We start from the raw sequence: 14931 nt of genomic DNA on the forward strand, positions 1-14931 counted from the left end.
TGGTGCCGGCAATGAAGAGGCATGCGATCAAGATGGCTGTCGGACGAGTCTTGGATGCTTGCTTGTCGCTAGGTTTCGGCTCGTTCAACATTCTTCTCCGCTTAGCTCTGAATCGCCACGCTTCTATCCGGCCGCTTTTTTCGATGAGGGTGAGGGGATCCTCCGCAGGCTGTCGATGGTCGTTTATGATCGTTGACCGATGATCGCTGCCAGCAAAAGGATACACGCAAAGCGCGGTTGACGCTGATAGGCTGAGTGCTGTGGTCTGGTGCTGATCGGCGCAGATTTTTTTGGGAGCATGGAACTTGGCGAATAGAGCTGATTGCAGTGTTTTGGAGCGTGATGGTTACATCACGTTGAAGCGTGTGGTTTCAGCGGTCGATTGCTTGCGACTGATTCGTGAAATTGACGAAGCGGCGCGGCAGGCAGAACGTGACTTCATTTCATCGTCGCGTCGCAAAATTGTCGGCGGACGAAACTTGCTGAGCCAATGGCACGGTTGGCGATCCTTGTTGCAAGAAACCATTCTCGCAGATCTCGTGCTGCAGACCCTGGGCGAACAGGCAGGCGTAGTGCGAGCCCTGTTCTTTGACAAGCCGCCCGGCGAAGGATGGTCGCTGGCGTTGCACAAGGATCGAACGATTGCGGTCAAGGAGCACTGCCAGGTGTGTGCGCCGTTTGCCAAGCCGACTCGCAAAGCAGGTGTTCCGCACGTGGAGGCGACCGAGGATCTGCTTCACCGCATGCTAACGCTGCGTTTTCATCTTGACGCGATGCATGATGACAATGGGCCGCTCATCGTGGTGCCAGGATCGCACGATGATTCCCAAACGGAGTCGGAAATAAGAACGATTCACTGTGACGCGGGCGACGTTTTTGTGATGCGCCCGCTGTTGTCGCATGGCAGCCGGGCGGCGAATCCGACGACGACGGATCATCGGCGCGTTTTGCATTTGGAACTGGCGGCCAGTGAAGAGCTCCCGGGGGAATGGCAGTGGCATCAGTTCGAGAAGATTGGACGCGTGTTCGATTGACGGATGATCCGGTAAGATTCGCCAGTGAGGACGAGTCATTTCCACTTACGCAGCGACGGATGAATTGATGGAAGCTTACAAACGCGAATTTATCGATTTCATGATGGAAGTCGGTGTGCTGACTTTTGGTGATTTTACGACCAAGAGCGGGCGAAAGACTCCGTATTTCGTCAACACAGGCCTGTACCGCAGCGGCAGTCAGTTGGAACGCTTGGGCGAGTTTTACGCCAATGCCATCCAGGCCAGCGTGGGGACCGATTTTGATGTGCTTTTTGGACCTGCGTACAAGGGCATTCCGCTGGTGGTGACAACGGCGATGGCACTCAGTCGTCGCGGGCACGACGCAGCGTTTTGTTTTAACCGCAAGGAAGCCAAGGATCACGGAGAAGGCGGCGTGCTGGTGGGCCACAAACTGTCCGCAGGTGAGCGGGTGTTGATTATCGAAGACGTGACAACCGCAGGGACATCGATTCGCGAAACCGTGCCGGTGTTGAAGGCCGCAGCCGAGATTCAGCTAGCAGGACTAGTCGTTTCGGTTGATCGTGGGGAGAAAGGCACGGGAACCAAGTCGGCTCTGGCAGAAGTCGGCGACGAGTTTGCGATGCCGACTTTTTCGATCGTCAATGTTCACGAGATTCGCGAGCATGTGGATTTAGGAGCCGACGATGACGCGAGAATGCAGGCGTATTTGGATCAGTATGGTGCCGAATAGAATTTGAGATTTCAATCCTTGCGTTCTTGGACTTTTCTTTTCAGCCTCTCCTCTAATTCTCGTTTGTATTCAGCCTGCTGTTTGTTGAACTCCTCGCGTCGGTTCATGCGTTCGTAGCGGTCTCTGGAATCGTCGCTTAAGTGCCGCTGGCTTTGGATCTCAGAGTTTTGCAAACTGTTTGCCCAGCCGCGTATTTGGCGTGAGCTATTTTCAGCGGTTGATCTGTGTTCTTGGATTTCGACGGATACTTCGTCGAACACTTCCATTCGCTGCATCACGCATAGCATGGAACGGACTTTGCCCGCTGGAGCTGATTGGCTAGGTCGCCTTTGCCACGAAATACGGGGAAAATCGTCCACGGGAACATCGCCGCAGCGAGATCCGCAGCGGCTTGCCAGACGGGAAGATTCTCGAATCGCTTGTACGTTGCCATCGTATGAAGCGGGATTTGAGATCTTTAAATTTCAAATCCGCTCATTCTACGCGGGATCGTAGGCCAAATTTGGCCCTAGCCAACGTTCGATTTCTCGGAGCGGTTGACCTTTGCGCTGGGCGTAGTCTTTGACTTGATCCTTGGTCATCCGATCGACGGTGAAGTACCTGGAATCGGGATGGCCAAAATACAGTCCGCTGACTGCCGCACCGGGTGTCATGGCGTAGCTGCTGGTCAGTTCCACGCCGGTGTTGTTGGTTGCGTCCAACAAGTCGAACAGGGTTCGCTTTTCGGTGTGGTCCGGACAAGCCGGGTAGCCAGCTGCCGGACGGATGCCACGGTATTTTTCGGCGATCATTTCTTCTTTGCTGAGCGATTCGTCGGTTCCGAATCCCCAGTCCTGTCGCGCTCGCTCGTGTAAGAGTTCCGCAAAGGCTTCGGCCAGTCGGTCGGCAACCGCTTGCACCATGATCGCTTTGTAATCGTCCATGTCAGCTTTGTACTCGTTTGCCAATTTTTCGGCACCCAGTCCCGTCGTGACGACGAAAGCGCCGATGTAGTCTTCGCGGCCGCTATCGTGCGGTGCGATGTAATCAGCCAGCGAACGGTAATCTTTTTGACCCTTGCGTTCCCACTGCTGCCGAAGGAAGTGGAACCTGGAAAGTTCTTTGGACCTGGATTCATCGGTGTACAAAATGACGTCGTCGTTGTCGCTGGCGGCGGGCCAGAAAGCATAGGCGGCGTTCGCTTTGAGCGATCCGTCGGCGATGACTTGATCTAGCAAAGCGTTGGCGTCGTCATACAATTCCTTGGCTTGGGCACCAACAACTTTGTCATTGAAGATCTTCGGGTGCTTGCCTTTCAATTCCCAGGTCATGAAGAACGGTGACCAATCGATGTACGATCGGATTTCTTCCAGCGGAAAGTCTTCTAAGACTTTCACTCCGGTAAATGATGGTTTGTCGATGCGGACATTGTCCCAGTCGGTCTGGAAACGATTCTCCAAAGCCGTCGCATACGGGACCAGTTTTTGTTGCCGATCCTTGTAGCTGGCGACCAGCTGGCTTTGCAGTTCCACGTTTTCTTTGACAAAGTCAGCACGCATGTCGTCGCTGATTAGTTTTTCCACCACACCAACACTTCGGCTCGCGTCCAACACGTGGATGACGGGATGTTCGTAAGCGGGTGCAATTCGCACGGCTGTATGTTTGGCGCTGGTGGTTGCACCGCCGACCAGTAGTGGCAGCTTCATCTCGCGACGTTTCATCTCTCGCGCCACCGTGACCATTTCGTCCAGGCTTGGTGTGATCAAACCGCTCAAACCGATCATGTCGGCTTTGTGCTTGATCGCTTCATCAAGAATCGTGTCGCTTGAGACCATCACGCCCAAGTCGATGACTTTGTAGTTATTGCACTGGAGTACGACGCCGACGATGTTTTTGCCGATGTCGTGAACGTCGCCTTTGACAGTCGCGATCACGAAAGTACCGCGTTCGGAAAACGCTTCGCCGCCCGCCGCCTTTTTCTCTTCTTCCATGAAAGGCTCCAAATACGCAACGGCCTTCTTCATGACACGCGCGGATTTGACGACTTGGGGCAAGAACATTTTTCCGGCGCCAAATAGGTCACCGACGACGGACATGCCGTCCATCAGCGGGCCTTCGATCACTTGCAAGCAGCGATCAAAACCTTGGCGGGCTTCTTCGGCGTCTTCGACGATGAATTTGTCGATGCCTTTGATCAGAGCGTGTTTCATCCGCTCGGCAACAGGAGCTTCCCGCCAAGCCAGGTCTTCGCCCGACTTTTTCATCCCACCGCCTTTAAAGCGTTCGGACAATTCCAGCATGCGGTCGGTCGCGTCGTCGCGCCGGTTTAGCAGCACATCCTCGACGTGCTCCAACAGATCCTTGGGGATCTCCTCGTAGACTTCCAGTTGACCGGCGTTGACGATGCCCATGTCCAAGCCTACTTTGACGGCGTGGTACAAGAACGCACTGTGCATGGCTTCGCGAACACGATCGTTGCCGCGGAAACTGAAACTGATATTGCTGACGCCGCCGCTGGTTTTTGCGCCCGGACATTCTTCTTTGATGCGGCGGACTGCGTTGATAAAATCGACAGCGTAGTTGTTGTGTTCTTCGATTCCCGTTCCGACCGTCAAAATGTTGGGGTCAAAAATAATGTCTTCGGGTGGGAAACCCGCTTGGTTGATCAAAATGTCGTAAGCGCGTTTGCAAATCCGGACCTTGCTGTCTTCGTCGGCGGCTTGTCCCTTTTCGTCAAACGCCATCACCACGGCGGCAGCTCCGTACTGGCGAACCAACTTGGCCCGCTTGATGAAGGTTTCTTCGCCGTCCTTGAGCGAGATTGAATTGACAATGGCTTTGCCTTGCACGTTCCGCAGGCCCGCTTCGATCACTTCCCATTTACTACTGTCGATCATCACCGGCACACTGGCAGCAACTTCGTCGCCAGCGATCAACCGCAGAAAACGCTGCATGGCTTCGATTCCGTCCAGCAACGCGTCATCGAAGTTGACGTCGATGATGGAGGCACCATTGGTGACTTGCTCGCGAGCGACTTCGACGGCTTCTTCGTACTTCTCTTCTGCGATCAGTCGTTTGAATTTTCGGCTGCCAGTCACGTTGGTTCGTTCACCGACCATCGTGAATGGGATCTCAGGACGCATGACCATCGGCAGTGTGCCCGACAGTCGGGTATAGACTGGGCCGGCGGTTTCTTGTTTGGGTTTGCAGTTCTTGACTCGCTCGGCGATCGCACGAATGTGATCCGGCGAAGTACCGCAGCAACCACCGACGATATTGACCCATCCGTTGTCCGCGTATTGCCCGACGGTTTCCGCCATTGGTTTGGGCAGCAAATCGTACTCGCCCATCGTGTTGGGTTCGCCGGCGTTGGGATGACAGCTGATCGGTAGATTCGTCGATCGACTCATCTCTTCGATGTGCGACCGCATAACGTCCGGGCCAAGGGCGCAGTTCATTCCGATCGTAAACGCAGGAAAGTGCGACAGCGAAGTAACGAACGCTTCGACGCTTTGGCCGCTGACGAATGTGCCGCCGCCTTTGCCAAACGTGCCGCTGACCATGACGGGGACGCGTCGGCCTCCTTCGTCAAAGAATTTTTGAATGGCAAACAGGCACGACTTTAGGTTCAGCGTGTCGATCGCGGTTTCGGGCAGCAGAATATCGACGCCTGCTTCGACCAGTGACTTGACCTGGGCGTAATAACTGTCCGCCATCGCGTCGAACGTAGTCGCGCGGAATGCTGCATCATCGACTTTGGTGCTGATCGCCAATTGCATGGTGGTCGGACCGATGGATCCCGCAACGAATCGCGGTTTGTCCGGCGTCTTTTCCGTCCATTCATCGGCGGCTTTTCGAGCACAGGCAACTGCTGCTTGATTGATCTCGTCCACCAATTCCAGTGGCAAATCGAATTCGACCATCCCCACGGGTGACGCGCCGAACGAGTTGGTTTCGACGATATCGCTCCCGGCTTCGTAGTAAGCCCGGTGGATGTCGGTGATTTTCTCAGGATGCGTCAGGCACAGAATATCCGAAAAATTCTTCAAATCTTTGTGGTGATCGGCGAATCGGTCGCCCCGGACGCCTGCTTCATCCAGCTTCAATCGTTGGATCATGGTGCCCATGGCACCGTCCAATATCAGGATACGTTCGCGAATCAGTTCGGACAGGATCGAGTCGGCAGAGTCAGCTTGAAGCATTTTTTTCGTGTTTCACGCAGAGAGTCAGAAAACATCTAGAGGCCTATCTTCATAGCCAAAGCCATATTTCACAATACGGACCCTGTAAATTCAGCCATTCAACCTTGCCTGATCGCGTCAGTTTGGCTATTCCGCAAATACCTCAAGATCCCGGCAACTTCTCACCGATAAAGACGGTGAGATGCGCCGGAGGTTCGACGAGGCCTTGGCTAATCACAACCGCAGCAGGATGCAGCGGATAATGCTCTTCGTTACGAAATTCAGGGAAGAACTCGTATGACCGTCGCGCCCCAACGGCCCCAAGACGGCAATCGCCGGCCAAAAATCCGCAATTCCAGTGCGCAGCAGCAAAACGCAGCGCCGCAGGGGGGGGATGCGCCGCAGGGAATCGCCGCGAATGCAGTTGGAGAGCTGCCGCCCGTACTTTTCCAACTGCCGAACCTCAATCCGGCTCCGACAGCTCCCGTTTCGGCGACTTGCGAAGAACCGGTTTGCGAAATCAATCCAAGCGTCGTTGAGTCGCTTGGAGCCAGCACGACCGCAGTTGACGCCATGATGGCCGTCCCAGCGGCTGGCGGCCCAGCGAGCGGCGGCAGCGAAGCCATCACCGGCAGCGGAGCAATCAGCCCCGAAATAACCTTGGCCGACAATGAACCCGAAATGGCCGATCGCTCCATTGCTGCTCGTTTGTTCTCGCATGCCATGATTCTTGGCATCGTCGGATTGGGAGCGACGTGGATTTATGTGGTCGCAAAAAACGTCCGCACGTCTAGCGGAACACAGACCGCCGAAGTCGTCGACGAGGACGCCGCATCGCCAGTCGATGAAACGGCGTTGGCAAAGTCGACCGTTTCATTGGAAGACACGGTCGCAAACGCTGAACGATTGTCGCTGGGTTCCGGTCACAGTCTTTCGGCGGTGGCCAAGCCATCGACTGCGAAAATTTCTAAGGACCTATCCACGAATCTGCCTGTGGATCTGATCGCACAGGCCGATGCCGCGGCCAAGGAAGCGCAAGCGACGTTGGAACGAGAGTCAGCCGGAACGCCAAGTCCCAAGGCTCAAGCGATTGACGCTGCGAAAGCAAGCCAAAAGCTTGACACTCAATTGGCGACCGATTCATCGGTGAATCGCACGACGACTCCCGCGAAAGCAAAATTGGATTCGTTGGCAAACACGAACGTCGCGACAACCAGTGATTCGTTTGCAGTAACGATGCCAAACGCTGTGATGACCAAGCAAACTTCCGCAAAACCAGTGTCGGACCGCAAGAAGTCCGATTCAGGGGCAGCTCAGGTTGCCTTGACTTCGCCGCAACAAAACGCGGCGACCGGCAGGTTGTCGGCTGCGGACGCCTCGGTTCCAGCAACGCCGAAACTTCCTGTTGCCAGTGATAAATCGAGCGAGCCGGTTGCTAGCCGAACGCCCAATGGCCTAACACCACCACTGCCGCAAACTGCAATGACGGCCCCGCCGTCGACGAAGACAGGCAGCGGCACCGATACAAGCAAGAAAAATCAAGACGCCCGACGCTATTCAAAAACTCCATCAGCGGTCGGCGACTGGCTGAAGTACTTGCCGCCCGCGCCTCAGAAGTAGTTTTTGCGGCCAAGCTGCGGTTTAGACACCATTTTTAACAACGATTAATTGACTGCGATTCCATGAGCACGATCGACCAAGCATTCGTTCAAGCGTTTGCACGACGAAATCGACGAGTCACGACGGCTACCAAAACACGACGCGCGTCACCGTCCGATGCCAGACGCAGTAGTCAATTGGAGGCTACCCCGCCGGCGAATGCGACCGCGAATACGTCAGCTCAAAACACTACTTCGGGTGAAGCAACGCAAGGGCATTCCGAATCGTCGGTGTCAAACCACGAGACACCCAACGCAATCCACTGGATCGATCCGGCCAAAGATAATCTGCTACGGATGGAGGCTGCGGAGAACCAGAATGTGCCGCATTCGCATCTCCCCGTTGCCGAAGAGCCCAGGGCATCGTTTTCTCCAGAAACGACGTACGCCGGTCAGGTACTTCCCGAGCAAGCATCGAGCCGATTTGTCAATGAAGACGCGTTCTTGGCCAATGCAATGGGCACCGATGTGTCGCCGTCGCCGTCGAGTCCCGCGAGCGTATCAGATGCTGACCAGCCTTACATTTCCACCGTCAATTCGATCGCTTCGGCCGCGAGTGCAACAGCTGCTGCAGCCGGACACTCTGCAACAGGGCGCGTAGATACTCTGCCTGATTCATCAAGGATCGAAACAACGCGAGCGAATCTCGCAGCAGCTGAATTTGCGAAGCCATCGTTGGAGCAACCCACCGCGATTGACCCGGAGCTAGCTAACGGCAGCGACGCTCCCTCGCTTGCTAACAGTGCAGTTTCTAATGATTTTGCAAAAGACGGCAGCGACCAGCTCGACAGCGACGCAGCTACGGTGCATCGACTGGACCGAGCGCAGCAGAGTATCAATCCACCGCATCTGCAGTCCGCTTCAGAATTTGCTCCGGTCGCCATTCAGGCGGCATGGGAGGTCGACGTCTTTGACATTCCTGCTAGCGTGACGCACCTGTTTTTTAAAGAAGAACTGTTCCAGACTGTCGCCGAAAAATTGCACGATGCGGTGAGCGATGGTTTGTCCAGCATGATGGTGACCAGCGTCAAATCAGGCGAAGGCCGTTCGACGGTTGCAATTGGAATGGCAGTGGCCGCCGCTGCGACTGGGATTCGAGTCGCACTGGTCGATGGCGATTTGGCCCAGCCAACGCTTGTCGACGATTTGCGTCTGGATGTCGATCACGGTTGGTTAGACGCAATGCGTGGTGCGATCCCACTGAGCCAAGTTGCCGTGTACTCGATCGAAGACAATTTGACTTTGATTCCTTTGATGAACGCAAGCTCCGATTCGGCCCAGGCAAATCGGCAGGACGTCGCAAAATTGATCGAATCGCTTCGCGAGCAATTCGATCTCGTCGTCATCGATACTTCCAGTGGCGATGCCGACACCGTTGAGCTTTATGCCGCATTGGTTGATTCGGCCGTCATCGCTCGGGACGCTTCACGAACCGATGTCCAAACGGTCAACGCATTCTCGGCACGACTTCGCTCACAAGGCCTGCAAGGCATCGGTATCGTCGAGAACTTTGCTTAGCAGAAATCAGGCGTCAAACGTCGCTGGTTTGCAAATCGCTAGCAGCACTCGCCTGTGTCGCAGCAGTCATCGGCAACCGGAAGGATGCTGGCTTTGTAGCCTGGGCCCTTAGTAACCTTGGGGGCTCTTCGTTCTTGCCCGCCAGAACAGTCGAATGTTTTCGCGTCGGCGGCACTGATTTCGTTCATCGGCGGAACCGCTACAAAATGTTCCACGTACGGCTGTTTGGTTAGTAATTCAAACGTTTTGCCGCACACCGCGATTCGTTCACCTCGATCATACGAATGACCGAGATCATCCGTGACGCGGGCAAATGGTCCTCGGTAGATCACTGCTTCGTTGTGCTCCAAGCAAGGGCCTTCTTTGCCTTTGTAGGCGATCACGGTTGCCGAGCGAAACTCGATGCCTTGCACGGTCTGCCAAGGTTCTTTTTGCAACACTGGCATTTCGATCCCGTAGAAACCGGCTCGTTCAAACGCGGCTAAGAAACCTGCTTCTTGGAACGCTCCGGAAATGCAGCCGCTCCAAAGTTCCGCATCGTCCTGCATCGCCTGCGGTACAAATTCGTCGCTGACGATGTCGCTGATGACTGCGCGGCCTCCGCGTTTGAGCACGCGAAAGATCTCGGCGAACAGTTTTTCTTTCTCACTTGCGTCGACCAAATTCAAGACACAGTTGCTGACGACAACATCCACTGAGTTGTCGGGAATCATGGGCGATTCGCGACGCAGTTGCGAAACCATCGACTCGTATTTTTGCAAACTGGATTCGTCGGAGATCGGGTTGGTTTTCAAGTACTGATCGACCGCGTCCCGATCAATGGCCATGTCTTGAATACGGCCTTTGTAAAAATGAACGTTGTCGTAGCCGATTTTTTTGGCGACGACCTTTTGGCTGGACCTGGCCAGTTTCAGCATCGTGTCGTTCATGTCGACGCCGATCACTTTGCCGCTGGGGCCGACCACTTGCGACGCGATGAAACAGATCTTTCCGCCGCCGCTGCCAAGGTCCAATACGGTTTCACCTTGGCGAACGTACTTTGATGGATCGCCGCAACCGTAGTCTCGTTGGATCACTTCCTCGGGAATGACTTCCAAGTATTGACGGTCGTAGTCAACCGGGCAGCACAGTTGTGGTTCGCACTCTTGTGCGGCCGCGGCATAGCGTTCGCGTACGGCTGTTTCGGTATCGAGCGAATTTGACATTGGTTTTGCGTTTGCGTTGAAAAGAAAAAAGACTCATTCAGCGACGACCGCACCACTGCAACTGCTGCCAGCACCTGCCGTGCAGCCATAGCAGTGGTCCGCAATCGAAATGGGGCGATCGACAAATTCTTGCAGTGAATCAATCGACCAAACCGTTTGTGTTTCGCCGCCGATCGGCATGTCGATCATTTGGTTGAAATCGCAGTCGTAGATTTCGCCGTCCCAACCGATCGACACCAGTGATTTGCACATCACCTGTTCCGCTGCTGCGGAGTTGTAGTTGTCAGCCAGCAGAGTCATGTACGAAGCCAGTTTGCCACGTTTGTGCAAGAACGTGGCGTAACGACGAATCGGAATGTTTGTGATCGCCAGCAATCGATTGAACTCGATTCCGTAGCGAGATTTGAGTTCGCGTTTGTAGTCGGCTTCCAAAGTCGTTTGGTTCGGTGGCAGCGACGGCCCGGTGGGATTGAACACGAGGTCCAGTTGAAGCGACGACCCCTGCTGGCCAAAACCAAGCGAATTTAATTTCAGAAGTCCGTCGATGCTACGACCGAAAACGCCGCGACCTCGTTGGCCATCCACGTTGTCTTCCAAGTAACATGGCAGCGATGCGACCACTTCGACTTGTTGGTTTGCCAGAAAATCCGCAACCCACTCGAATCCCGTTTCGCTTAGAATGGTCAAGTTGCAGCGATCAATGACTCGCAATCCACGGCTCCGAAAAGATTCGACCATGCGACGGAAATTGGCATTCATTTCAGGAGCGCCGCCGGTCAAATCCACCGTCGTGATCGATTCACAAGTCTGGCTCAGTTCGATGATGCGGTCCGCCGTTTTGGCGTCCATGTTTTCGCGTTTCTTTGTTGGCCCCGCGTCGACATGGCAGTGAGTGCAGGTTTGGTTGCACAGTTTGCCCAAATTGATTTGCAATTCAGTCAGCGTATGGCGGACTAGCGAAGTTCCTGTACGCGAAAGCCGTTGCCCGAATGGTTCTACAACACCTGTCGGCAAACCCGCATCGATGACAGGTAACAACGAAGAGGGATTCGACGGCATAAAGCGGCGGGGTTTCCAAGGATTGGCGAAAAGGGCACGGTTGCAACGAACGCTATTATCAGCAATTCGTATCCTATCGGTAGATGGCCACTTTGCGTGATAATCCGCCATCGAAACCGCGACTTCTTGAACTAGTAGGACCCCCATCGCCTTGCGACAGCCGTATTTTCTCGCCGTCTTGCTGCTGATCTTGGTGAAGGTTGCGATCGTAGTCAGTCTGGGGCCTGCGGCGATCATCGGCGATGCCAGAGGCTATTGGGATCTCAGTTCCAGCGTGATCGACGGCGATGTGTTGTTGCTGGGCGAGTTGATCGCCTTTCGGACACCTGTCTATCCTTGGTTTTTGGCATTCAGCAGATGGGTCACTCCGGCGGGCCTGTCACCGTTGCTGCTGATCGTATCGATCCAAGCGATGTTATACGTAGGGACCGTCTATCTAGCCGGAGTTTTTGCGCAGCAAGTATCAAGGCGACCTTCCGCGCGGGTGTTTACAACGTTGGCATTGCTGCCAGCGTTGTCGGCGGTGACGTACGTTGGTTTCTTAGTCACCGAGACCCTGTTTACTTTTCTATTGATGTTGAATCTCGTGTGCATGGCTGCGTACGCGAATGACAGCGGTCCCAAGCAAGCGGTTTGGGTTGGACTGACGTTTGGCCTGACGCTGTTGACGCGTCCAATCATCGTCCTGCTGTGGGTTCCTCACGCTTGCTACATCTTGCTAAATCATTTTTCGCGAAGTTCGCCAACGCATGGTTCAATCGGCGCAAGCGTGTCGCTACGACGTCGTGGGTTGCATGCGTTGTTAGCGGCAGCGATCGTCGTTTCTCTTTGTATGCCATGGTTGGCGAGAAATCATCGCCTGTTCGGCGAGTACTTTTTGACAGAATTCCTAGGTCGCAATATTTGGATTGTGACCTTTCAGGATGGTTCGGGTGCCGGGCTGCCAATGCCAACGACACCATCGGCGGTCGAGATTTGCAACCGGGTTTCGTCCGTCACCGCGCGCGATTGGCGAGAAGCGAATTGGCAACACACTTGGACCGTTTCGAAGTGCCTGACCGATTCAGGGCTCAGCGACCCGGAAGCAGATCGGTTGATGAAAGCGGTCGCGATCGATGCGATGAAAGGCGATCTGAGCGTGGTGGCTTTCAAAACGGTTCGGCGCTGTATCAATTTTTGGCGTTGTCCATCAACCAATTTGCCGTTGCCTGCTCCCGGTCGCAATGATTTTGCTTCCTACCCACGAACTTGGGCGAATCAGAATGCCATCGTGAACGAACTGGCGGGATTGGGCTTTCGTTTTCGCGTCAGTCAATCAGTGGCCGTCAACACAATTGTGATGCTATTCCTGTGCGGTGCGTCCGTGGTGCTGATTTGGCATCGCCCCACACGCAATGCTGGCCTGTGGATCGTGAGCATGCTGGCGTATTTCAGTTTGATCACGGGCATCGTTGAAATTCCTGATTATCGATACCGAATGGTCTTGGAACCATTGTCGGCGGTGGTCATCGGAAGTGCGCTTTCCATTTGTTGGGCAAAATACCAGACGCCCGATACAAACCTTCACCCGGAGCTTTCGACATGAGTGATGAACCGATCGCAGCGACGCAGCCGATCGAATTGTCTGTCGTCATGCCTTGTTTGAACGAAGCTGACACGGTGGGCGTCTGTGTCAAAAAAGCCGTGCTGGCGATGCGCGAAGCTGGTATCTGCGGTGAAGTTGTGCTGGCCGACAACGGCAGCACCGATGGTTCCAAAAAGATCGCTGTCGAAAACGGCGCCCGCACCGTCGATGTTCCTCAGCGCGGTTATGGCGCCGCCTTGATGCACGGCATCGAAGCGAGCTACGGAAAATATGTCTTGATGGGCGACGCGGACGATAGCTACGATTTTTTGGAAATCCCCGCCTTCATCGACGAATTACGAAAAGACTACGACCTGGTTCAAGGCTGTCGTTTGCCACGGGGAGGTGGCACTGTGTTGCCAGGGGCCATGCCATTTTTGCACCGCTGGTTTGGCAACCCAGTGCTGTCATGGCTAGTGCGGCTGATGTTCAAAATCCCCATCAATGATGTGTATTGCGGGATGCGTGGCTTCAAACGCACGCTCTACGATCGATTGGATTTGCGATCACCTGGAATGGAGTTCGCCACAGAGATGATTATCAAAAGCGGACTTCACGGCGCGACGATGAGCCAAGTTCCGATCACGTTGCACCCCGATGGACGGCAAGAACATGGGCCACACTTGCGGACGTTTCGCGATGGCTGGCGGACACTGCGGCTCTTCCTGGTGTTCAGCCCGAAGTGGACATTTTTTCTCCCAGGGCTGGCGCTGATCTTGCTGGCGTGCGTCGGCTATGCGTTGGCAATTCCGCAGGTCCGAGTGTTTGGTGCAGCGTTGGATGTCCATACGCTTTTGATCGCCAGTTTGGCGGGACTGTTGGGTTGGCAGTGCGTGTTGTTGGCGACCTTGTCAAGGATTTTTGCCGGTCGTGAAGGCATGATGCCCAAACAAGAAAAACTGGAGACCTTGACGGTCGAAAAGGGCATCGTGTTTGGAATTGTCGCTGCCACGGTAGGCGTGGTGATGATCGGCACGATTGTCTTTCGCTGGTGGCAGAGTGACTTTGGCGAATTGAAGTATCCCGTCACCATGCGTTTCGTCGTGCCCGGTGTCACGCTAGTTGCGATCGGTTTTCAAACCGCGATGGCCAGTTTGATGGCCGGCGTCCTGAAAATGCAACGTTCTCGTGATACTGATGTTCCCCAATAGAGTTCTGGTAGTGCCAATGTCGTCATCTGATCACTCCGCGAAAATTGTTCATCACGTTCCGACGGGGCAAATGTGTTGCGACCCGGAGTGGGAAGCTGCGTACAAGCGGTTCGAAACGCCGGAAGAAGAAATCACCAAGTTTACTCGCCGACTAAAGCGATTCGGTTTTGATTCGTTGCCGAAAGATGCGCTCGTTAACGAGATTTTTTGCGGTCGCGGTGGAGGCTTGGTGGCTTTGGAGCGAATGGGATTTACCAATCTCCAAGGGACAGATCTTTCGGATACGTTGCTGGAGGAATACCAAGGAGACGCGACGTTGCATCTTGCCGATTGCTTGAGCATGCCGTTCGATTCAAATAGTTTTGACATCGTGATTGTTCAGGGCGGGTTGCATCATCTGCCCCGAATTCCTGAAGATCTGGACACGTGCATTTCAGAAGTCAAACGCATCTTGAAGCCGACCGGAGCGTTCTATGTTGTCGAACCATGGCGAACACCTTTTTTGACTTTCGCACATGCGGTCACTGACCAGCCACTGGTCCGGAAACTGTACGCCAAGGGCGATGCGTTGGCGATCATGACGGCGCGTGAAAGAGTGACCTACGAACAATGGCTCAACCATCCGAAAGAGGTCTTGGCAGTGTTCGACAAGCACTTCGTGGCCAAGCAATCGCAAGCTTCTTGGGGCAAGCTCGCTTATGTTGGAACACCTTTGTTGGATGCATCGGCCGACGTTGTTTCGTCAGCGCGAGTTGGGTCGATGTAGCAGATTGACAGTGTGTTTTCTGGAGCCTGCGTAATTCACCCTCG

Annotated in this window: 11 protein-coding genes; 7 read left to right on the plus strand and 4 right to left on the minus strand. The window is 54.6% G+C overall.

Annotated features, from left to right (window positions below; genetic code table 11):
• The first annotated feature begins 305 nt into the window (after window positions 1–305).
• On the plus strand, window positions 306–1034 hold the full coding sequence (locus K239x_RS02415) for a phytanoyl-CoA dioxygenase family protein (protein WP_145416089.1): 729 nt from the start codon (window positions 306–308) through the stop codon (window positions 1032–1034).
• Window positions 1035–1101: 67 nt separating this feature from the next.
• The gene (gene pyrE / locus K239x_RS02420) at window positions 1102–1746 is read left to right on the plus strand and encodes an orotate phosphoribosyltransferase (RefSeq protein WP_145416090.1); all 645 of its coding nucleotides are present in this window, start codon (window positions 1102–1104) and stop codon (window positions 1744–1746) included.
• Between the two features lie 274 nt (window positions 1747–2020).
• Here the strand turns inward: pyrE and K239x_RS28205 are convergent, their stop codons facing one another.
• Together K239x_RS28205 and metH are read right to left on the minus strand one after the other, a co-directional pair.
• Window positions 2021–2179: a hypothetical protein gene (locus K239x_RS28205; RefSeq protein ID WP_419189582.1), complete on the minus strand. Its 159-nt coding sequence runs from the start codon at window positions 2177–2179 to the stop codon at window positions 2021–2023.
• A 46-nt stretch (window positions 2180–2225) separates the two neighbouring features.
• Window positions 2226–5927: a methionine synthase gene (metH, locus tag K239x_RS02425; protein ID WP_145416091.1), complete on the minus strand. Its 3702-nt coding sequence runs from the start codon at window positions 5925–5927 to the stop codon at window positions 2226–2228.
• A 276-nt stretch (window positions 5928–6203) separates the two neighbouring features.
• Between metH and K239x_RS02430 the strand changes: the two genes are divergently transcribed.
• The gene (locus tag K239x_RS02430; RefSeq protein WP_145416092.1) at window positions 6204–7526 is read left to right on the plus strand and encodes a hypothetical protein; all 1323 of its coding nucleotides are present in this window, start codon (window positions 6204–6206) and stop codon (window positions 7524–7526) included.
• A 62-nt stretch (window positions 7527–7588) separates the two neighbouring features.
• Complete coding sequence (locus K239x_RS02435; RefSeq protein ID WP_145416093.1) at window positions 7589–9082, plus strand: division plane positioning ATPase MipZ; 1494 nt, start codon at window positions 7589–7591, stop codon at window positions 9080–9082.
• A 38-nt stretch (window positions 9083–9120) separates the two neighbouring features.
• On the opposite strand, the gene K239x_RS02440 is transcribed toward K239x_RS02435, so the two are convergent.
• Both K239x_RS02440 and arsS read right to left on the minus strand, forming a co-directional pair.
• The gene (locus K239x_RS02440) at window positions 9121–10287 is read right to left on the minus strand and encodes a methyltransferase domain-containing protein (RefSeq protein ID WP_145416094.1); all 1167 of its coding nucleotides are present in this window, start codon (window positions 10285–10287) and stop codon (window positions 9121–9123) included.
• Window positions 10288–10320: 33 nt separating this feature from the next.
• Entirely contained in the window at window positions 10321–11346 is a 1026-nt protein-coding gene (arsS, locus tag K239x_RS02445; protein ID WP_145416095.1) for an arsenosugar biosynthesis radical SAM (seleno)protein ArsS, read from the minus strand.
• A gap of 151 nt (window positions 11347–11497) precedes the next feature.
• On the opposite strand from arsS, the gene K239x_RS02450 reads away from it, so the two are divergent.
• Genes K239x_RS02450 through K239x_RS02460 form a run of 3 tightly spaced genes read left to right on the plus strand, consistent with a single transcriptional unit; the run spans window position 11498 to window position 14887 of the window.
• Window positions 11498–12931 (plus strand): ArnT family glycosyltransferase, encoded by a 1434-nt coding sequence (locus K239x_RS02450; protein ID WP_145416096.1) that lies wholly within the window; start codon window positions 11498–11500, stop codon window positions 12929–12931.
• Window positions 12928–14121: a glycosyltransferase family 2 protein gene (locus K239x_RS02455; protein WP_145416097.1), complete on the plus strand. Its 1194-nt coding sequence runs from the start codon at window positions 12928–12930 to the stop codon at window positions 14119–14121. The genes K239x_RS02450 and K239x_RS02455 overlap by 4 nt, the downstream gene beginning before the upstream one ends.
• A gap of 16 nt (window positions 14122–14137) precedes the next feature.
• Entirely contained in the window at window positions 14138–14887 is a 750-nt protein-coding gene (locus K239x_RS02460) for a class I SAM-dependent methyltransferase (RefSeq protein WP_419189583.1), read from the plus strand.
• Window positions 14888–14931 lie beyond the last annotated feature (44 nt).

Origin of the sequence: Stieleria marina (genome assembly GCA_007741555.1) — a bacterium.
Taxonomy (GTDB): Bacteria; Planctomycetota; Planctomycetia; order Pirellulales; family Pirellulaceae; genus K23-9.

Excerpts from the sequence above, each read along its gene's own strand:
- K239x_RS02430 (WP_145416092.1), top strand. The coding sequence starts at position 6,204 with ATGACCGTCGCGCCCCAACGGCCCCAAGACGGCAATCGCCGGCCAAAA.
- K239x_RS28205 (WP_419189582.1), bottom strand. The coding sequence starts at position 2,179 with ATGGCAACGTACAAGCGATTCGAGAATCTTCCCGTCTGGCAAGCCGCT.
- K239x_RS02440 (WP_145416094.1), bottom strand. The coding sequence starts at position 10,287 with ATGTCAAATTCGCTCGATACCGAAACAGCCGTACGCGAACGCTATGCC.
- K239x_RS02460 (WP_419189583.1), top strand. The coding sequence starts at position 14,138 with ATGTCGTCATCTGATCACTCCGCGAAAATTGTTCATCACGTTCCGACG.
- K239x_RS02455 (WP_145416097.1), top strand. The coding sequence starts at position 12,928 with ATGAGTGATGAACCGATCGCAGCGACGCAGCCGATCGAATTGTCTGTC.
- metH (WP_145416091.1), bottom strand. The coding sequence starts at position 5,927 with ATGCTTCAAGCTGACTCTGCCGACTCGATCCTGTCCGAACTGATTCGC.
- K239x_RS02435 (WP_145416093.1), top strand. The coding sequence starts at position 7,589 with ATGAGCACGATCGACCAAGCATTCGTTCAAGCGTTTGCACGACGAAAT.
- arsS (WP_145416095.1), bottom strand. The coding sequence starts at position 11,346 with ATGCCGTCGAATCCCTCTTCGTTGTTACCTGTCATCGATGCGGGTTTG.
- pyrE (WP_145416090.1), top strand. The coding sequence starts at position 1,102 with ATGGAAGCTTACAAACGCGAATTTATCGATTTCATGATGGAAGTCGGT.